General features: G+C 66.4%; 13 protein-coding genes and 1 pseudogene. 11 read left to right on the top strand and 3 right to left on the bottom strand.

Annotated features, from left to right (window positions below; all coding sequences use genetic code 11):
* The first annotated feature begins 143 nt into the window (after positions 1-143).
* Genes ILP92_RS09605 through ILP92_RS09590 form a run of 4 tightly spaced genes read left to right on the top strand, consistent with a single transcriptional unit; the run spans position 144 to position 4376 of the window.
* Positions 144-1745, top strand: a complete 1602-nt coding sequence (locus ILP92_RS09605; protein ID WP_198916166.1) for a L,D-transpeptidase family protein — start codon at positions 144-146, stop codon at positions 1743-1745.
* A 38-nt stretch (positions 1746-1783) separates the two neighbouring features.
* Positions 1784-2875: a UDP-3-O-(3-hydroxymyristoyl)glucosamine N-acyltransferase gene (gene lpxD / locus ILP92_RS09600; RefSeq protein ID WP_198916165.1), complete on the top strand. Its 1092-nt coding sequence runs from the start codon at positions 1784-1786 to the stop codon at positions 2873-2875.
* Between the two features lie 29 nt (positions 2876-2904).
* A complete protein-coding gene (locus ILP92_RS09595; RefSeq protein WP_198916164.1) occupies positions 2905-3171 on the top strand; it encodes an acyl carrier protein in 267 nt (88 codons plus the stop codon).
* Positions 3168-4376 carry a beta-ketoacyl-[acyl-carrier-protein] synthase family protein gene (locus ILP92_RS09590; RefSeq protein WP_198916163.1) on the top strand — a complete coding sequence of 403 codons (1209 nt, stop codon included), beginning with the start codon at positions 3168-3170 and terminating at the stop codon, positions 4374-4376. Before ILP92_RS09595 ends, ILP92_RS09590 begins: the two co-directional genes overlap by 4 nt.
* Before the next feature lie 36 nt (positions 4377-4412).
* Here ILP92_RS09590 and ILP92_RS09585 read toward each other — a convergent pair whose 3' ends face one another.
* Positions 4413-5093 carry an invasion associated locus B family protein gene (locus tag ILP92_RS09585; RefSeq protein WP_235971291.1) on the bottom strand — a complete coding sequence of 227 codons (681 nt, stop codon included), beginning with the start codon at positions 5091-5093 and terminating at the stop codon, positions 4413-4415.
* A gap of 408 nt (positions 5094-5501) precedes the next feature.
* Here ILP92_RS09585 and ILP92_RS09580 point away from each other — a divergent pair, with 408 nt between their 5' ends.
* Both ILP92_RS09580 and ILP92_RS09575 read left to right on the top strand, forming a co-directional pair.
* Positions 5502-7055, top strand: coding sequence for a helicase HerA-like domain-containing protein (locus tag ILP92_RS09580; RefSeq protein WP_198916162.1), 1554 nt, complete (start codon positions 5502-5504; stop codon positions 7053-7055).
* Positions 7056-7067: 12 nt separating this feature from the next.
* A complete protein-coding gene (locus tag ILP92_RS09575) occupies positions 7068-7772 on the top strand; it encodes a VIT1/CCC1 transporter family protein (RefSeq protein WP_198916161.1) in 705 nt (234 codons plus the stop codon).
* On the opposite strand, the gene ILP92_RS09570 is transcribed toward ILP92_RS09575, so the two are convergent.
* The gene (locus ILP92_RS09570; RefSeq protein ID WP_198916160.1) at positions 7769-10231 is read right to left on the bottom strand and encodes a penicillin acylase family protein; all 2463 of its coding nucleotides are present in this window, start codon (positions 10229-10231) and stop codon (positions 7769-7771) included. The two genes, ILP92_RS09575 and ILP92_RS09570, sit on opposite strands and share 4 nt — an antisense overlap.
* 35 nt (positions 10232-10266) lie before the next feature.
* Here ILP92_RS09570 and ILP92_RS09565 point away from each other — a divergent pair.
* Positions 10267-11220: pseudogene (locus ILP92_RS09565) on the top strand (NAD(P)-dependent oxidoreductase); the annotation flags it as partial.
* A gap of 285 nt (positions 11221-11505) precedes the next feature.
* Here the strand turns inward: ILP92_RS09565 and mnmA are convergent.
* Positions 11506-12642, bottom strand: a complete 1137-nt coding sequence (gene mnmA / locus ILP92_RS09560; protein ID WP_198916158.1) for a tRNA 2-thiouridine(34) synthase MnmA — start codon at positions 12640-12642, stop codon at positions 11506-11508.
* Between the two features lie 132 nt (positions 12643-12774).
* Between mnmA and sciP the strand changes: the two genes are divergently transcribed.
* From sciP to recG, 4 genes are all read left to right on the top strand, one after another.
* On the top strand, positions 12775-13053 hold the full coding sequence (sciP, locus tag ILP92_RS09555) for a CtrA inhibitor SciP (RefSeq protein WP_198916281.1): 279 nt from the start codon (positions 12775-12777) through the stop codon (positions 13051-13053).
* Between the two features lie 100 nt (positions 13054-13153).
* Positions 13154-13867, top strand: coding sequence for a response regulator transcription factor CtrA (gene ctrA / locus ILP92_RS09550; RefSeq protein WP_198916157.1), 714 nt, complete (start codon positions 13154-13156; stop codon positions 13865-13867).
* 66 nt (positions 13868-13933) lie between these two features.
* Positions 13934-16237, top strand: a complete 2304-nt coding sequence (gene ligA, locus ILP92_RS09545) for an NAD-dependent DNA ligase LigA (RefSeq protein WP_198916156.1) — start codon at positions 13934-13936, stop codon at positions 16235-16237.
* Complete coding sequence (recG, locus tag ILP92_RS09540; protein WP_198916155.1) at positions 16234-18318, top strand: ATP-dependent DNA helicase RecG; 2085 nt, start codon at positions 16234-16236, stop codon at positions 18316-18318. The genes ligA and recG overlap by 4 nt, the downstream gene beginning before the upstream one ends.
* The last annotated feature ends 148 nt before the right edge of the window (positions 18319-18466 follow it).

Here is an 18466-nt window from a genome sequence, read left to right as displayed (position 1 = left end):
GTACGTTCGGACAAAAATGTTGCCGCAAGGTCACTCGCAATTGTGTGTATGGATCGCGGACCCGAATTGCTGTCTTGTGAGTTCAAAGGATGCAGGCCAAATCAAGCACTTGGGGTTCTGCTGTTCGATTTGAGGATGACCAGATGTTTGATGCCGAAAAACCGCGTCGCCTTGTGGCGAGCATGCTCCTGCTGACGGGGCTGTCGCTGGCCCCGAGTGTTGCATTGTCGCAGGTCACGGCCTTCAAACAGGCGGTCGCGGTGTCCGCCGCCGAGGATGACACGCTGTCGGCCTTCTACCGCGAGACCGGATACGAGCCCCTCTGGACGGGTCGTGATTCGGACGACAAGGCCCGGCGTGAAGCGTTCCTGTCCATCGTGGCGAAGGCTGATCTGCACGGGCTGCCGCGCGGCCTTTACGACGAAAGCATCTTGCGCGACCTGATGGCCAGCGCGCGCTCCGAGCGTGACCGCGGCCGTGTCGAGGTCGCCCTGAGCCGACTGTTCCTGCGTTTCGCCCGGGATATCGAGACCGGGATCCTTGCCCCGAACCAGGTCGACGGCAACATCAAGCGCGAAGCCCCTTTGCGCGACGGGCTGGAGCTGTTGCGCAGTTTCGAGCGCGCGCGCCCGAACACGTTCCTGGAAGCACTGACGCCCGGCTCGGTCGAATACACCCGACTGGTGCGCGAAAAGGTGCGACTCGAGCAGGCGATCGCCCGGGGCGGCCTCGGTGCGCTGATCCCCGATATCAAGATCGAGCCGGGCCAGAGCGGCCCCGCCGTAGTGTCGGTGCGCGACCGCTTGATCGCGCTTGGCTATCTGGGCCGCAGCGATACCAGCCTGTTCGACGACGAGATGCGCCGCGCGGTCGAGCGGTTCCAGGCCGATCACGGCCTGGCCGAGGACGGGATCGTGGGCGGCAACACGTTGAGCGAACTCAACCGGTCGCCGGTGGATCGCCTGGGCCACGTCCTTGTGTCCATGGAGCGCGAACGCTGGATGAACCGCGACCTGGGCCAGCGCCACGTCTGGGTCAACCTGACCGACTTCAAGGCCAAGATCGTGGTCGATGGCGAGACGTTCTTCGAGACGAAGTCGGTTATCGGCAAGGACCAGGAAGGTCGCCGCACGCCCGAATTCTCGGACGTCATGGAACACATGGTCATCAACCCCAGCTGGTACGTTCCGCGCTCGATCGCGGTCAACGAATACCTGCCCACGCTGAAGCGCAACCCCTACGCGCTCAGCTATCTCGAAATCACCGACCGTCGCGGGCGCAAGGTGAATCGCGGCGCCGGGTTCAGCCAGTTTTCCGCGCGCAGCTTCCCGTACTCGATGCGCCAACCGCCCAGTTCGCAGAACGCGCTTGGGCTGGTGAAGTTCATGTTCCCCAACAAGTACAACATCTATCTGCATGACACGCCTGCCAAAAACCTGTTCTCGAACGACGTGCGCGCGTTCTCGCATGGCTGCATCCGGCTGAACGATCCGTTCGAATTCGCCTACGCGCTGCTGTCGATGCAGACCGACAACCCCGAGGCCGAGTTCCAGCGCCACCTGCGCACCGGACGGGAATCCCGGGTCAACCTCGAAAACCCGCTGCCGGTCCACCTGGTCTATCGCACGGCCATCGCCAAGCCCGAGGGCGGCGTCGAATATCGCCGCGATGTCTATGGTCGCAATGCGCGAGTGCTGAACGCGCTGCTTGCGGCCGGGGTGGTGCTGCCGGGCGCGGGCAGCTAAGCCTGACGCCGGAACCTTCCCGGCAAAAGGACGGCTGCATGGCCCTCACACTCGGCAAGATCGCGGACGGGCTGGGCGCCCGGCTGGTGGGGGATGCGTCGCTCAAGATCACCGGGGCAGCCGAGCCTGCCGATGCCGGGCCCACCGACCTGGCCCTGGCGATGAAGCCCGAATACGCCGAACGGTTGGGCGAAGGCAGCGCGCAGGCCGCGATCCTGTGGGACGGCGCGGACTGGCAAGCGCTGGGATTGAAGGGCGCGCTGTTCGTGCAACGTCCCCGGCTGGCCATGGCCCATCTGAGCGCCATGGTCGATCCCGGCCCCGACCTGGCCCCCGGCATCCACGACAGCGCGGTGATCCACCCCAGCGCGCGGATCGGCGCGAACCCGGCCATCGGGCCGTTCGTGGTGATTGGGCGCGATGCGGTGGTGGGTGCGAACGCCAGGATCTCGGCCCATTGCGTGATCGGCGCGGGCGTCCGGCTGGGCGATGACGCGTTGCTGCACCCCCACGTGACGCTGCAGTACGCCGTCACCATCGGCGATCGCTTCATGGCGCATCCCGGCGCGGTGGTGGGCTCGGACGGGTTGTCCTTCGTGACCCCCGAAACCTCGGGCGTCGAGCGCGCGCGCCAATCGCTGGGCGACCAGGGCGAGATCACGCAGCAGAGCTGGACCCGCATCCATTCGCTGGGTGGTGTCGAGATCGGCGACGATGTCGAGATCGGCGCGAACACCACCATCGACCGCGGCACGATCCGGGCAACGCGGATCGGAAGCGGCTGCAAGCTCGATAACATGGTGCATATCGCCCATAACGTCGTGATGGGGCGGGACTGCCTGTGTGCCGCCCAGACCGGCATCGCCGGATCGACCGTTGTGGGCGACCGCTGCGTCTTCGGCGGGCAATCGGGCGTCGGCGACAACCTGAAGGTGGGCGATGACTGCATCATCACCGGCGGCACGGGCGTGTTGTCGAACGTGCCCGATGGCCGCGTCATGGCCGGGACGCCCGCGGTGCGGATGGATCAGCATGTCGAGATTTACAAGGCGCTGCGCCGCTTGCCCCGCATGATGCGCGATCTTGCTGCAGGGCAGAAACGGGTTTTAAATCCGGACGCGAATGACTAAATCTTCGCCCGAAGCAGAAGGGCGGACCCATGGCCGATGACGTCAAGCAGAAGGTGATCGCGATCCTGGCCGAGCAGGCGATGCTCGAGCCGTCCGATATCAAGCCGACCCAAAGCCTGGAAGACCTGGGGATCGACAGTCTGGGCCTGGTCGAAGCGATCTTCGCCATCGAAGAGGAATTCGACGTCTCGGTGCCGTTCAACGCCAACGATCCGAAAGCGGGCGATTTCGACATCTCGACCGTGGCGGCCATCGTCGGCGCGGTGGAGGGCCTGAAGGCGGCGCAAGAGGCGTGAGGCGCGTCGTCATCACCGGCGCGGGGACGATCAACGCCCTGGGAACTTCGGTCCCCGAGACGCTGGAGGCCATGCGCGAGGGCCGGTGCGGGATCTCGCAACTCGACATCCGCGACGTGGACCGGCTGTCGGTGCAGATCGGCGGTCAGATCCACGGCTATGACGAGGCCGAGCATTTCAACCGCCAGCAGATCGCGCTTTACGACCGGTTCACCCAGTTCGCCCTTCTGGCCGCGAACGAGGCCATCGCCCAGTCCGGCCTGACCTTCGCGGGGGATCTTGCCGCGCGGTCTGGCGTCGTCATGGGCACTTCCGGCGGGGGGCTGAATACCCAGGACGAAAATTACCGCGCGGTCTACGAAGAGGGCAAGAACCGGGTGCATCCCTTCGTGGTCCCGAAGCTGATGAACAACGCGGCCACCAGCCACGTGTCGATGCAGCACAACCTGAAGGGCCCCAGCTTCACGGTGTCCACGGCGTGCGCGTCCAGCAATCACGCCATGGGCCAGGCGTTCCACATGATCCGCACGGGGCTTGCGGACGTGATGGTCACCGGCGGCACCGAAGCGATGCTGTGCTTTGGCGGCGTGAAGGCGTGGGAAGGTCTGCGGGTCATGTCGAAGGATGCGTGCCGCCCGTTCTCGGCCACGCGCAACGGCATGGTGCAGGGCGAGGGCGCCGGCATGTTCGTCTTCGAGGAATACGACCACGCGAAGGCGCGCGGCGCCGAGATCCTGGCCGAGGTCGCGGGCTTCGCCATGTCGTCGGACGCAGCCGATATCGTGATGCCCTCCAAGCAGGGTGCTGCGCGCGCCATCGCGGGGGCGGTGAAGGACGCGGGCGTCGCGCTCGAGGACGTGGGCTACATCAACGCCCACGGCACCGGCACGGCGGCCAACGACAAGACGGAATGCGCGGCCGTGGCCGATGTGTTCGGACGGCACGCGAACGAGCTGATGATCTCGTCCACGAAGTCCATGCACGGTCACCTGATCGGCGGCACCGGCGCGGTCGAGCTGCTGGCCTGCATCATGGCGCTGCGCGACGGCGTGATCGCACCCACGATCGGCTACGAAGAGCCCGATCCCGAATGCGCCCTGGACGTGGTGCCCAATGTGGCGCGCGAGGCGCAGGTGTCGGTGGCGCTGTCGAACGCGTTCGCCTTCGGCGGGCTCAACGCGGTGCTGGCCCTGAAGCGGGCCTGAGGCCGCGCGCGGGCGATCCCGCGCGCGGCAGTCGCGCTATTCCTGGGCGCGGGTCGGGTTGTCGGCATTGGCCGCGCTGACCGCGTCGTATCCCGCCGTGAAGCCGGACAGCGAAATGGTCAGGTTGATCGTCTGATCGGGTGCGGCCGCGGGCACGATGGTCAGCTGCGCCTCGTTGCCGCGCTTGAACGCGGACACTTCTGCGGCGGTGAAGCCCACGCGGGCAAAGCAGCCTGCTTCGGCGCAGAAGTCGAACGGGTAGCGCTTGGCTTGCCCGCCATCCACGCCGATGGTCACCTGGCGGGTGAGCAGCGTTTCGAGCGGCGTGATGATGGTCGAGCCCGCTGCGGCCTGCTGACCCGGGGGCAGGGCGAAGATGCTCATTTCCGCGACGGCGTTGCCGTTGCTGTCCTTCAGAAGCTGGTAAAGCTGGCAGGGATCGGCACCATCGGCGGTGCGGACACAGCGCTGCTCCCAGTCGCCGAAATTCGCGGCGACGAAGGACCGGCCGACGGCATTCGCGTCCTCGACGCTTTCGCCCATGTTCAGATCGGGCTCGGCCGGGGCCGCGTCCGCGCCCTCGGCTGCGGGCTCAGCGGCGGCGGCGGGCTCGTCCGCGGTGTCGGTGGCGGCCGCGTCGTCCTGCGCCAGCGCGACTGACGCTCCGGACAGGGCCATGAAAGCGATCATCGTCAGGGTTTTGGTCTTCTGCAACATGTCTGGTCCATCGTTGATCGTGTGAGAATGGGGCTGCTCTAGCAGTTTCGGGAAGGACTGTCAGGCCCGATTTCCGGCCCCGTCCAGACGTGAAAAAGGCCCCGGCAAGGGGGCCTTTGTCGATCGTCGCGTTCTCCCTGCTGGACTGGCCAGCTTGTTATTGCGGCGACGCTAGAAGCAAACACTGTGCCCGTCAACACACAATTTTTCGTTGCGTCACTTGGGCTGTCCGCAATGTCTTTTGACATGCCCGACGCCCAAAAAAAAGGCCGCGCCATGGGGCGCGACCAGTCCATCAGGGAGGTGCCGGGCCACCAAATCTGGACGCCCGACACACACATACTGGCACAAATTGATTAACCATGTATTGATTTCGGCGCATATTGGCTGGACGGGGGATTTGGGCGCATGACCGAGACCGACATCTTCGTGGGCGGCGCCGGCGAAGGTTACGCCGCGCCCCAGGTGCTTCGCCTGCGATACGCCAACCGTCACGGTCTGATCGCGGGCGCCACGGGCACCGGCAAGACGGTGACGCTGCAGATCCTTGCCGAAAGCTTCTCGGCGCGCGGCGTGCCGGTCTTCCTGGCCGACGTGAAGGGGGATCTCTCGGGCCTGGCACGGGCGGGTAGCCCCGCCTTCAAGCTGCACGACGCCTTCACCAGCCGCGCTGCGACCATCGGCTTCACCGATTACAGCTACGCCGCCTTCCCGGTCACCTTCTGGGATCTTTTCGGCCAGAACGGCCACCCGGTGCGCACCACCGTGGCTGAAATGGGCCCGCTTCTGGTGTCGCGGCTGCTGGACGCCACCGAGGCGCAGGAGGGCATCATCAACATCGCCTTCCGCATCGCCGACGAGCAGGGGATGCCGTTGCTGGACCTGAAGGACCTGCAGGCGCTGCTGGTCTGGGTGGGCGAGAATGGCGACGCGTTGAGCCTGCGCTACGGCAATGTCAGCAAGGCGTCCATCGGCGCGATCCAGCGGCGGCTTCTGGTGCTGGAAAACCAGGGCGGCAAGCAGATCTTCGGCGAACCGGCGCTGGAGCTGTCCGACATCATGCGCACCGACACCGACGGGCGCGGCCGGATCAACATCCTGGACGCGGGCACCCTGATGTCGTCGCCCAAGCTCTATGCCACGTTCCTGCTGTGGCTGTTGTCCGAGTTGTTCGAGGAGCTGCCCGAGGTGGGCGATCCCGACAAACCCAAGCTGGTGTTCTTCTTCGACGAGGCGCACCTGCTCTTCGACGACGCGCCCAAGGCGCTGGTCGACAAGGTGGAACAGGTGGCGCGGCTGATCCGGTCCAAGGGCGTCGGCGTCTATTTCATCACCCAGACCCCCGACGACATCCCCGAAGACGTGCTGGGCCAGCTGGGCAACCGCGTTCAGCACGCGCTGCGCGCCTTCACCGCGCGCGATCAGAAGGCGCTGGCGCGCGCCGCCGACACCTATCGCGACAACCCCCGTTTCGACACCGAAGTCGCCATTCGCGAGGTCGGCGTGGGCGAGGCGGTCACGTCCTTCCTGGTCGAAAAGGGCGCCCCGGGCGTGGTCGAACGCACGCTGATCCGCCCCCCGTCGTCGCAGCTGGGTCCGATCACCGACGCCGAGCGGCGCGCGGTCATCGACAACTCGCCCATCGCCGGGAAATACGAAGCGGTGAAGGACCGCACCAGCGCCTTCGAGATGCTCACCGCCCGCGCCGAGCAGGCCGCCCAGGAAGCCGCCGCCGCCGAGGCGCGCGAACAGCAGGCCGAGGCCGCCGAACGCGAATTCCGCGCCGGACGCCGCTATTCCGGCACGGCGGTCGAGCGCTCCACCTCGCAGTCCACGCGCCGCACCGGCCGCGGCGACAGCTTCGGCGAGGCGATGACCAAGGTCGTCATCAAGGAACTGAAAGGCACCACCGGGCGGCGCATCGTGCGCGGGATCCTGGGCGGGCTGTTCCGGGGGCGCTAGGATCAGAGGACCATGTCCGAACACGGTCACAGCCACGACGAGATCCGCACCCGCATCGAAGCGCCGCGGGGCCGCGGCTACCTGCGCGACGTGGTCTATGGCGCCATCGACGGCGCCGTGACCACCTTCGCCATCGTCGCGGGCGTGGCCGGGGCGGGCCTGTCTCCCTTCGTCATCGTGGCGCTGGGTCTGGCCAATGTCTTCGCCGACGGCTTTTCCATGGCGGCGGGCAATTACTCGGCCACCAAGGCCGAGGTCGACGACATCAAGAGGCTGCGCGCGATCGAAGCGCGCCACATCGCCACCGACCCCGAAGGCGAGCGGCGCGAGGTGTGCGAGATCCTGCGCCAGAAGGGGTTGTCGGGGCAGGTGCTTCAGGATGCGACGGCCCAGATCACGTCCAGTCGCGAAAACTGGCTGAAGCTGATGCTGGACGGCGAATACGGACTAAGCTCGGTCGAGCCGCACCCAATGCGCGCGGCGCTGGCGACATTCGGCGCCTTCATCGTGGCGGGACTGGTGCCGCTCTTGCCGTTCTTCGTGGGGCTTGACGACGCCTTCCGGGTATCCAGCGTGATGACCATGGTCGTTTTCTTCGCCATCGGCGCCGCGAAAAGCCACTGGTCGCTGGCACCCTGGTGGCGCTCGGGCGCAGAGACGTTGGCCATTGGCGGTGCCGCGGCTTGCGTCGCCTACGCGATTGGGTCGCTCTTCTAATCCGGGGGCGTCAGCGTGGTGATGCCGACCGACGCCGCGCGCGCCAGGTCCGGATCCAGCGCCATGGGGATATATTCGCCCCGTCGCCACAACTCGCCCAGATCGTCGTAATGCCGCGACAGCGGATGGCCCGACTGGCCCGTCGAGATCACGAACAAAGACGAATCCGGATCCGCGAAGTCGTAAATGCCGCGATACCCGGCGCCGCTGACGTTCAGGAACGGATCGGGGCCGGTGCCCTTGGTGCGACCGCGGCGCAGGGTATTGTCGCCGCCCGAGGTGGACTGGCGGATGTTGACCAGCCACGACAGGCCCGCGACCTCGCCCAGCACGGGATGCTCGTGCAGCGCTTCGTGCGCGTCGCCCCAGCGCAAGCTTTCCAGCGCGGTGCCGTAGCGCTCGGAAATCCAGATCAGCGCGTCGTCCAGCGACAGGCGCGCCATGTCGGTGCAGGTCTCGACCCGCGCCGATTGCTGCACGTCGCACCAAACCGATGCGCCGTCGATGTCGCGGAACACCCGCTCGATGAAAAGCGGCTCGAGCCGGGAAAATTCATCGGCCAGCGGCCCCAACTCGTCGCGGATCAGCCGCTCCTGCAAGGCGCGCATCCACGCTGCATAAATCAGCGGCTCGGGCAGGTGTTCGTTCATCTCGCCGTTCCAACTCGCCAGCAACTCGAGCGCGCGCTGGCTCAGACGCTCGGGCGTGCCGTCGGGCGCGGCTTCGCCGGTAAACCACAGATCCGCGCCCACCAGCGGCAGAAGCGAGCGCGCGGTGAAGCTGACGGTGTCGAGCTGCGCCTCCATGAACGACTCGCGGGTGTGGACCTCGCGGCTTTGCATGAGGCGACGCCAGCGCTGCACGCGCTGGGTGTCGCCCCACTTATAGGACACGTGCAGCGGAAAGGGGCGGTCGACAATCTTGTTGTTGGTGTTGCCGACGATGCCGCCCTCGGGGGCCACGAATTCGGGGTTGGTCGTATAGGCCAGGCGCCCGTCCCAGCGGTTCGCGGCGATCCAACCGGGCGTCGGCAGGCGGCCCTTGGACTGGTGCGCGTCGTCGCGCTGGGGGGCCGCGCCGACCATCTTCATCGCGATCTTGTCGCGGTCGACCAGCGTCAGGTTCTGCGACGGCGCGATGAAGCCCTCCATCGCCGCGATGGCGTCGTCCACCGAGCCCGAGCGCATCATGTCCAGCCCCGCCGAAACCGACGTGTCGCGCGCCGACAGAACCGTCCACGACACCGATGTCAGGTGTCCCGGCGGCGTGATGGTATCCAGGTCGAAATGCCGTCCGGGCAGGATCGGGCCGTTATCGGACCACCGCAGCTTCAGGGTGATCGGATCGGCGTCCTTGATGTTCACGATGGAGGTGCGCGTGCGCATCTTCTGCCAGCCCGACGGCGTCAGAAGCTCTTCGGGATTGTCGGGGTTGAGCCGCTCGATATGCACGTCCACATCGTCCAGGTAGGACGACGTCAGGCCCCATCCCAGGGTCTGGGACCGGCCCAGCAGCACGGCCGGCGTGCCGGGCAGGGTGCCGCCGATGACCCCGCCCGACTGCAGCTCGAGCCGCGCCAGGTACCACACCGACGGCGCGCTCAGCTTCAGGTGCGGGTCGTTGGCCATGAGCGTGCCGCCGGTGGCCGCGCGGTCGGGGGCCGCCGCCCAGGCGTTCGACGCGCCGCCAAGGCCCGCGGGCTGGACCGGGTTCAGCGGGTCGCGCGGAGCTTCGGCATAGCGCAGACCCGTCGCACCGGGTGCGAGGGCGGCGTATTCCGGCAGGGCGGCGATGCCGTTGCCGCTCGGGTTCGGCATGATATCCTCGACGCGCGCATCGTCCTTCAGCAGAAGCGACGCGCGGGCGCGCAGCACCTCGTCGGGCAGATGCGAATTCAGCTGCAGCGCCATGATCTTTCCCAGCGCGATCGAGTCGGCGGGCTGCCACGGCGCGATCGACGGCGAGAACAGGAAGAATTCGGGCGCGCCGCGTCCGCGCGCGCCCGTGTTGACCTCGTCCACCCAGGCATTGACCCCGGCGGCATAGGCCCGCAGGGCGCTGAGCGCGTAGGGGCTTTGATGCTCGACCGATCGGACGGACAGGTTGTAAAGATCGAGCCTGCGCAACAGCTCGTCGGTGCGCGCGGTCCGGGCGCCGAAGATCTCGCTCAGACGCCCCTGGGCGGTGCGCCTGAGCAGCATCATCTGCCACAGTCGATCCTGCGCATGCGCAAAGCCCAGCCCGAAATAGACATCCGGGTCGGTCGCCCCGAAGATATGCGGCACGTTCGAGTTGTCGCGCACGATCTCGACGGGCCCCGATATGCCGTCGACGGTAAAGCTCGCGCTGTAATCGGGCAGGCTGCGCGACGCGAACCAATAGGCGATGGTCAGCGCGACGCCCACCAGCACGGCAAGACCCAGGAACAGGCGCAGCGACCAACGGAAGACGGAAATCATGAAGCCTCGGACGCGATCAGGACAGGCGGGCGTCCGCGTTTGACGCTTGGCCCGCGCGGGGTAGGTTAGGCCATAGACAATTCTCAGGCAGAGGTGAAGGCATGGCCAAAGTGGCATTCGTAGGGTTGGGGGTCATGGGCTATCCCATGGCGGGCCATCTGAAGGCGGCGGGGCACGAGGTCTGCGTCTACAACCGCACGTCGTCCAAGGCCGAGTCATGGGTATCCGAGCATGGGGGCGACCACGCGGCCACGCCGCGCGAAGCGGCGCGGGATTGCGATTTCGTGATGACCTGCGTGGGCAATGACGACGATCTGCGCTCGGTCGTGCTGGGCGACGACGGGGCCTTCGCCGGGATGGAAGCGGGCGCGATCCTGGTGGATCACACCACGGTGTCGTCGATGGTCACGCGGGAGCTGGCCGAGATCGGCCGCGACAGGGGGATCGGCTTCGTGGATGCGCCGATCTCGGGCGGGCAGGCGGGGGCCGAGAATGGTCAGCTGTCGATCATGTGCGGCGGGGCCCAGGACGATTTCGACCGCGCCCTGCCGGTGATGGAGGTCTACGCCAAGATCTGTCGGCGCATCGGCGACAGCGGCGCGGGCCAGATGACGAAGATGTGCAACCAGATCGCCATCGCGGGCTTGGTGCAGGGCCTGAGCGAGGCGCTGAATTTCGCCGAAGTGGCGGGCCTTGACGGGCGCGCGGTGGTCGAGGTCATCAGCCAGGGCGCGGCCGGAAGCTGGCAGATGCAGAACCGCTACGAGACGATGCTCGACGACGATTTCGACCACGGCTTCGCGGTGGACTGGATGCGCAAGGATCTGGGCATCTGCCTGGACACCGGCGACGAGATCGGCGCCGCGCTGCCCGTGACCGCCCTGGTGGACCAGTTCTACAAGGACGTGCAGGCCTTGGGCGGCGGTCGCTGGGACACGTCGGCGCTGATCCGGCGTCTCAGGGCGCTGAAAGCGGACGCTGCGCGCTGACCCGATGTCCCGAGCGCACGTTTTGGTGCACCGGGATATTTGAGAGAACAAAGATGGAGCAGGCGCGCGCGGCGGATCGGCCGCGGCGCCCTTGAAAGACGCGGGGTTGCCCTGAAAAGCCCGCGCCGGAACCCGTGACAAGCAGGGCGGGTCCAGCTTCGTTCTGCGGTCATCGGCGTCCCCGCCTGTACCGCTTCCCGATCTTGCACCGGCAAGGTTAACGAGACCCTACTGCCATCTTTGTTCCTGTAAATATCCAAAACCGACGCCGCGACCGGCGCGCCGTCAGCCCTTGTGGATCCACCCGCCGCCCAGGACCCGACCACCATCGGGTGCGTAGAAGACGCAGGCCTGGCCGGGCGACACGCCTTCCTCGGCCACCAGCAACTCGACCTCGGCCTCGGTGTCGCTGGTCGGGCGGATCACCGCGTCGCGCGGCGGGCGGGTCGAGCGGACCTTCACGCCCATCTCCCATGCATCCCTTGACGTGAAGGGCGCGTCCCCCAGCCAATTGATCTCGCGCACCGGAACGGTGCGGGTCGACAGCATGTCTTTCGGGCCGACGATCACCTGGCGCCGCTCGACATCGAGCTTCACGACATAAAGTGGATCGCTCAGCCCCCCGATCCCCAGCCCCCGACGCTGGCCGACCGTGTAGTGGATGACGCCGCGATGCTCGCCCAGCACGCGCCCGTCGGCGTGAACGATCTCGCCCGGATCGGCGGCGCCGGGGCGCAGTTTTTCGATCACGGACGCGTAGTCGCCATTGGGCACGAAACAGATGTCCTGGCTGTCGGGCTTCATCGCCACGCTCAGCCCGTGCTTCGCCGCCAGGGCGCGGGTTTCGGCCTTGGTGCTCAGGTGACCCAGGGGAAAGCGCAGGTAGTCCAACTGTGCGGCCGTGGTCGAGAACAGGAAATAGCTCTGGTCGCGCGCGGCATCGGCGGCGCAATGCAATTCGGGCCCGTGCACGCCGCTTTTGCGCTGGATGTAGTGCCCGGTCGCCATGCAGTCGGCGTCGAGATCGCGGGCCGTTTCCAGCAGATCCTTGAATTTCACCCGCTCGTTGCAGCGGATGCAGGGCACCGGAGTCGCCCCGGCCAGATAGCTGTCGGCGAACTCGTCGATCACCGCCTCGCGGAAGGTGTTCTCGTAGTCCAGAACGTAATGCGGGAAGCCCATGGTTTCGGCGACGCGGCGCGCGTCGTGGATATCGCGGCCCGCGCAGCAGGCCCCCTTCTTGGCCAGAGCCGCGCCGTGGTCGTAAAGCTGCAACGTCACGCCCACCACGTCGTAGCCCTCGGCGGCCAACTCGGCGGCCACGACCGAACTGTCGACACCGCCGGACATGGCCACCACCACACGGGTCTGGCTGGGCGGCTTGGCGAAGCCGAGCGAATTGAGCGGGGCGTCGAGCGCCATGGCGAGTGTCCGGTTCATTGGGGATTTGCACCGAAATATAGGAAAATGCCCCGTACTCGCAAGCGTGGGTTTCACCGCTCCTTAAAGGACCGGCCTTAGACCGGCCGCATGGGAAGAGGATGGGGAATGAACATGTATCTCAAGAAAATCGACGGACCGCGGGCTGTGACCTTGCCCGGAGGGGAAGTTATCACGCGGGCGGACCTGCCCGATGTCTCCACGAAGCGATGGGTGGCAAGTCGCAAGGCCATGGTATTAAAGGCGATCACGGCCGGTCTGATCTCACATCAGGATGCGTGCGACATGTACGATTTATCCGACGAAGAGCTGGAAAGCTGGGCGCGCGCGGTCCATCGCCACGGTGAGGCCGCGCTGAAAACCACGCGCTTGCAAAAATATCGACAACTTTAGGTTGTTAATATTCATAATCGTGTATCCTTAACCGAGCGGTAACTCGGCATTAACCTTTCTGTCGCAATCTCCGCCCCAATGAATGGAACCGGAGTTTACGATGCGGGTACTGCTTGTCGAAGACGATCCCACCACGTCGCGCAGCATCGAATTGATGCTGACCCACGCGAATCTGAACGTGTACTCAACCGATCTGGGCGAGGAAGGGATCGATCTGGCGAAGCTGTACGATTATGACCTCATCCTTCTGGACCTGAACCTGCCGGACATGCACGGCCACGACGTGCTGCGACAGCTTCGGCTCGCCCGGATCAACACGCCGATCCTGATCCTGACCGGCTCGGACGACACCGAAACCAAGATCAAGGGGTTCGGCTTCGGGGCGGACGATTACCTGACCAAGCCCTTCCACCGCGAAGAGCTGGTCGCACGGATCCACGCGATCATCCGCCGCTCGAAGGGTCACGCGCAATCGGTCATCCCGACCGGCAAGATCGTCGTGAACCTGGACGCGAAGTCGGTCGAGACCGAGGGCAAGCCGATTCATCTGACCGGCAAGGAATACCAGATGCTCGAACTGCTGAGCCTGCGGAAGGGCACGACCCTGACGAAAGAGATGTTCCTGAACCACCTCTACGGCGGCATGGACGAGCCGGAACTGAAGATCATCGACGTGTTCATCTGCAAATTGCGAAAGAAGCTGAGCCAGGCCACCGGTGGCGACAACTACATCGAAACCGTCTGGGGCCGTGGCTACGTCCTGCGTGACCCGGACGCGGCGGCGGAAAGCGCGCGGGTGGCCGCCGCAGGATAGCGCTGCTGGACGTGCCGGGGGCCGCACCCTAAAACCCGATCTGGAACGGTCGGGACGGGAACGCGGATGGCAGTCGAGAATTCTGAAGGGCCGAGCGAGCCGACGGACGACGACGCGGCTTCTGCGGATGTGCCCGTCGACAGGCTGAGCCAGGATCAGGCGGCTCAAGAATTGCAGCGTCTCGCGTCGCTTCTGAGCCGCGCCAACACGGCCTATTACGCCGAGGACGCACCCTTCATCGACGATGCCGAATACGACCGGCTCAAGCAGCGAAACCTCGCGATCGAGACGCGCTTCCCCGCGCTCACGCGGCGGGACTCGCCAAGCGGCCAGGTCGGCGCGGAGCCGTCGGAAGGCTTTTCCAAGGTCCGGCACGCGGTGCGGATGCTGTCCCTAGGAAACGCCTTCGACGAAGGCGATCTGCGCGAATTCGACAAGTCGGTCAGAAGCTATCTGGGATTGGGCTCGGACGCAGCCCTCGACTACACCGCCGAGCCCAAGATCGACGGTCTGTCCCTGTCGCTTCGCTACGAGCGTGGCGTGCTGGTACAGGCCGCAACACGCGGCGACGGCAGCGTCGGCGAAAACGTCACCGCCAACGCAAGGACCATCGCCACGATCCCCGAAACCCTGAGCGGCGCGCCCGACATCCTCGAAGTGCGGGGCGAGGTCTACATGACCCACGCGGACTTCGCCGAACTCAATCTTCGCCAGGAGCAGGACGGCAACAAGCCATTCGCGAATCCACGTAACGCGGCGGCGGGATCCCTGCGGCAGTTGGACCCGAACGTCACCGCCGCGCGCCCGCTCGCCTTCTTCGCCTATGCGTGGGGCGAGCTTTCGGCATCCATCGGGGACACCCAGATCGCGGCGCTCGAAACGCTGGCGGAACTGGGCTTCACCGTGAACGATCACACCAGGCTTTGCCGATCGCTGGACGAGCTGCTGGCGCATTACGCCAAGATCGAGGAAGAGCGCAGCGCGCTCGGCTACGACATCGACGGGGTCGTCTACAAGGTCAACGATCTCGATCTGCAACGCCGCCTCGGCATGCGCTCGACCACGCCGCGCTGGGCCATCGCGCACAAGTTTCCGGCCGAGCTGGCCTGGACCCGGCTCAACGCCATCGAGATCCAGGTGGGACGCACCGGCGCGCTCAGTCCCGTGGCGCGCCTGAACCCCGTGACCGTCGGCGGCGTGGTCGTGTCGAACGCGACCCTGCATAACGAGGACTACATCGCCGGGCGCGACAGCCAGGGCCATCCGATCCGCGATGGCCGCGACATTCGCGTGGGCGACCTGGTCCAAGTGTATCGCGCGGGCGACGTGATCCCGAAAGTCGCGGATGTGGACCTGTCGAAGCGCCCCGCCGATGCCGCCCCTTTCGCTTTCCCCGATACCTGCCCGGAATGCGGATCCGCCGCGATCCGCGAGGCGGGCGATTCGGTGCGGCGGTGCACCGGTGGGCTGATCTGCCCCGCCCAGGCCGTCGAGAAGCTGAAGCATTTCGTCAGCCGCGCCGCCTTCGACATCGAAGGGCTGGGCGCGAAGCTGATCGAGGAATTCTACCGCGACGGCTGGATTTCCGAGCCCGCCGACATCTTCACGTTGGAAGACCGCCACGGCCCCGGGCAGCTGACACAGCTGAAAAACCGCGAGGGCTGGGGCGAAAAGAGCGCCCAGAAGCTATTCCGATCCATCGACGAAAAGCGCCGCATCCCGCTGGCGCGCCTGATCTTCGCGCTGGGCATTCGTCATGTCGGCGAAGTCGCCGCCACCGACCTGGCCCGTCACTTCACCAGCTGGGAGGCCCTGCGCTCCGCCTGCGACGCCGCCGCGCCCGCCGCCGATAGGTTTACCAAGGTCGAAGACGCCGTGGTCGAGGAACGCGCCCGCGCCGAGCGCGAAGACCGGCGCGCGCAGATCAAGGCCACCGCGGATGCGATCTGGAGCGAGGCCCCCGACATCTCGACCGCGCGCGCGGCCTGGGACGAGATCACGTCGATCGACGGGATCGGCACGGTCGCGGCCCATGCCCTTGTCACCACCTTCGCCCAAAGCCGCGAGCGTGCCTCGATCGACCGCCTTGTGGCGTTCCTGGACATCCAGGAAGCCACCGCACCCCGCAGCGCCGACAGCCCGGTGGCGGGAAAGACGGTCGTGTTCACCGGCGCGCTCGAGACGATGACACGGGCCGAGGCCAAGGCCCGGGCCGAATCCCTGGGCGCCAAGGTGTCGGGCTCGGTATCCTCGAAGACGGACCTGGTCATCGCGGGGCCCGGGTCCGGCTCGAAGGCCAAGAAGGCCGCCGAGCTCGGGATCGAGACGCTCGACGAGCAGGGTTGGCGGAACCTGATCGGCGACGCATGAGCCGCCCCGAAGCCCTGTTTCCGCTTTTCGCGGACCTGACCACCCTGGACGGGATCGGCCCGAAAGGCGCGCAGACCCTGGCGCAGCTCCGCGTCGCGACCCCGCGCGATCTGCTGTTCACCTTGCCGCATTCTGGCATCGACCGCACCCGCCGCGCCAGCATCCGCGATGTCACTCCGCCCGCCACCGTCACCGTCGAGGTCGAGGTCGGCCGCCACGTACCGGCCAAGGGCAAGGGCCCCGCGCGGGTCGAGGTCCGGGATGCCGAAACGTCCTTCTTCGTCGTCTTCTTTCACGCGCGGGGCGACTGGCTGTCGAAGCAGCTTCCGACCGGCCAAAGGCGCGTCGTGTCGGGCAAGCTGGAACTGTTCGACGGCGTGGCGCAGATGGTGCACCCCGATCACATCGTCGCGCCCGAGCACGCCGACACGATCCCGGCGTTCGAGCCCGTCTATCCGCTGACCTCGGGCCTGACCAACAGGACGATGACACGGGCCGTGCAGTCGGCGTTGGACCGGGCGCCGCATTTGGCCGAATGGATCGATCCCAACCTGATGGCGCGCGAAGGCTGGCCCGGATGGCGGGCCGCCATGCAGCAGGCCCACACACCGGTTTCGGCCGCGGATCTGTCACCGTCCAATCCGGCGCGCCTGCGGCTGGCCTATGACGAATTGCTCGCTCATCAGCTGACGCTGGCCCTTGCGCGGGCCAATCGACGGGCCCGGCCGGGCCTCGTCAGCAGGGGCGATGGCAGGCTGCGCCAGCGCGTGCTCGACACGCTGGAATACCGCCCGACTGGCGCACAGACGCGCGCCGTGAGCGAGATCGCCCACGACATGGAATCGCCACAGCGGATGAACCGCTTGCTGCAAGGCGACGTGGGCTCGGGCAAGACGCTGGTCGCGTTCCTGGCCCTGCTGATTGCGGTCGAGGCGGGCGGGCAGGGCGCCTTGATGGCCCCGACCGAGATCCTGGCGCGCCAGCATCTCGAAGCGCTGCAACCCCTGGCCGAACGGGTCGGCGTCGTGCTGGAGATCCTGACCGGACGCGACAAGGGGTCCGAGCGGCGCGCCAAGCTGGCCGCACTCGCAGCGGGCGATATCCAGATCCTCGTGGGCACGCACGCGGTGTTCCAGAAGGACGTCGTCTTCCACGATCTGCGTCTTGCCATCGTGGACGAGCAACACCGCTTTGGCGTGCGCCAGCGGTTGGAACTGGGGGCCAAGGGCGTCGCGGCGGATGTGCTCGTGATGACGGCAACGCCGATCCCGCGCTCGCTGAGCCTGGCGCAATATGGCGACATGGACGTGTCGGTGCTGGACGAAAAGCCCCGGGGCCGCAAACCCGTTCAAACCGCGCTGGTCAATACCGAGCGGACCGATGCCGTGATCGACCGGCTGCGCGCGGCTATCGCCGAAGGACGCCAGGCCTACTGGGTCTGTCCGCTGGTCGGCGAGTCCGAGGTCAGCGACCTCGTCGCCGCGGAAGATCGCTTCAAGAACTTGCGCGCGGCCCTGGGTGCGGACCACGTGGGGCTGGTCCACGGGCAGATGCCGCCCTCGGAAAAAGATGCGGCCATGGCCCGCTTCGTGGCGGGCAAAACCGCGGTGCTGGTGGCGACCACGGTGATCGAAGTGGGCGTGAACGTGCCCAACGCGTCGATCATGGTGATCGAGCGGGCCGACAGCTTCGGCTTGGCGCAGCTTCACCAGTTGCGCGGCCGGGTCGGGCGCGGCGATGCGGCGTCGACCTGTCTTTTGCTCTACCAGGCCCCGCTGGGCGAGACGGCGCGCCGCCGTCTGGAAATCCTGCGCGAGACCGAGGACGGGTTTCGAATCGCCGAAGAGGATTTGGCGCTCAGGGGGGCGGGCGACGTGATCGGCCACGCCCAATCGGGCCTGCCACGTTTCCGCGTGGCCGATCTGGAACGGCAGGCCGGGCTGATGAAACTGGCCCAGGACGACGCGCGGGCGAGCCTTGCAGCCGACCCGTCGTTAACCTCTGACCGGGGGAAAGCGATCCGCACGCTTCTGTGGTTGATGGAAAAGGACAAGGCAATCCGTTTGATATCAGTCGGTTAGCCAATCCGTTACGTTTTGTTCACAAATGTTCCGTTAAAGTTCTTGATCCCGAAAGGTTAATATGAGAACAAAGTGACAACACCAGTCGGAGGACGCGAGATGATCCAGCAAATCAGGAAAACGGTCAAACGGTGCGATACGTTGCTCG

The organism is Palleronia pontilimi, assembly GCF_016412875.1.
GTDB classification, from domain to species: domain Bacteria; phylum Pseudomonadota; class Alphaproteobacteria; order Rhodobacterales; family Rhodobacteraceae; genus Palleronia; species Palleronia pontilimi.
The sequence above is the reverse complement of the archived record's forward strand: the minus strand, read 5'-3'. Positions and strand labels throughout refer to the sequence as shown.

Excerpts from the sequence above, each read along its gene's own strand:
- ILP92_RS09605 (WP_198916166.1), top strand. The coding sequence starts at position 144 with ATGTTTGATGCCGAAAAACCGCGTCGCCTTGTGGCGAGCATGCTCCTG.
- lpxD (WP_198916165.1), top strand. The coding sequence starts at position 1,784 with ATGGCCCTCACACTCGGCAAGATCGCGGACGGGCTGGGCGCCCGGCTG.
- ILP92_RS09595 (WP_198916164.1), top strand. The coding sequence starts at position 2,905 with ATGGCCGATGACGTCAAGCAGAAGGTGATCGCGATCCTGGCCGAGCAG.
- ILP92_RS09585 (WP_235971291.1), bottom strand. The coding sequence starts at position 5,093 with ATGTTGCAGAAGACCAAAACCCTGACGATGATCGCTTTCATGGCCCTG.
- ILP92_RS09580 (WP_198916162.1), top strand. The coding sequence starts at position 5,502 with ATGACCGAGACCGACATCTTCGTGGGCGGCGCCGGCGAAGGTTACGCC.
- ILP92_RS09575 (WP_198916161.1), top strand. The coding sequence starts at position 7,068 with ATGTCCGAACACGGTCACAGCCACGACGAGATCCGCACCCGCATCGAA.
- ILP92_RS09570 (WP_198916160.1), bottom strand. The coding sequence starts at position 10,231 with ATGATTTCCGTCTTCCGTTGGTCGCTGCGCCTGTTCCTGGGTCTTGCC.
- mnmA (WP_198916158.1), bottom strand. The coding sequence starts at position 12,642 with ATGGCGCTCGACGCCCCGCTCAATTCGCTCGGCTTCGCCAAGCCGCCC.
- sciP (WP_198916281.1), top strand. The coding sequence starts at position 12,775 with ATGTATCTCAAGAAAATCGACGGACCGCGGGCTGTGACCTTGCCCGGA.
- ctrA (WP_198916157.1), top strand. The coding sequence starts at position 13,154 with ATGCGGGTACTGCTTGTCGAAGACGATCCCACCACGTCGCGCAGCATC.
- ligA (WP_198916156.1), top strand. The coding sequence starts at position 13,934 with ATGGCAGTCGAGAATTCTGAAGGGCCGAGCGAGCCGACGGACGACGAC.
- recG (WP_198916155.1), top strand. The coding sequence starts at position 16,234 with ATGAGCCGCCCCGAAGCCCTGTTTCCGCTTTTCGCGGACCTGACCACC.